The 517-nt window shown below is 63.4% G+C and carries 1 protein-coding gene; it reads left to right on the top strand.

The window, feature by feature from the left end:
• Positions 1-517: UbiD family decarboxylase domain-containing protein (locus CXQ94_RS24145; protein WP_181034385.1), on the top strand; the 517-nt coding region annotated here is incomplete at its 3' end.

Genomic DNA, 517 nt, shown 5'->3' with positions numbered 1-517 from the left:
ATGCAGTATCGCGATCTGCGCGACTTTATCAGCGGCCTGGAAAAACGCGGTGAGCTCAAGCGCGTCACGGCTGCTGTCTCCCCGGTTCTGGAAATGACCGAAATCTGTGACCGCACCCTGCGCAAGCAGGGCCCGGCACTGCTCTTCGAGAACCCGACGGGTTTCGACATGCCGGTGCTCGGCAATCTGTTCGGCACGCCGCAGCGGGTCGCCCTCGGTATGGGCGCCGAGGATGTCTCCGAACTGCGTGAGATCGGCAAGCTGCTGGCGTTTCTCAAGGAGCCGGAGCCGCCGAAGGGGCTGAAGGACGCCTGGAGCAAGCTGCCGATCTACAAGAAGGTCATCAGCATGGCGCCCAAGGTTCTCAAGGACGCGCCCTGCCAGGAAGTGATCATCGAAGGTGATGACGTCGACCTGGGGGCAATCCCCGTACAGCACTGCTGGCCGGGCGACGCCGCGCCGCTGATCACCTGGGGTCTGACCATCACCAAGGGGCCGAACAAGGAGCGGCAGAACC

This window comes from Arthrobacter sp. GMC3 (assembly GCF_002929305.1).
Classification (GTDB): domain Bacteria; phylum Actinomycetota; class Actinomycetes; order Actinomycetales; family Micrococcaceae; genus Specibacter.
This window is presented reverse-complemented; position numbering and strand designations above follow the sequence as displayed.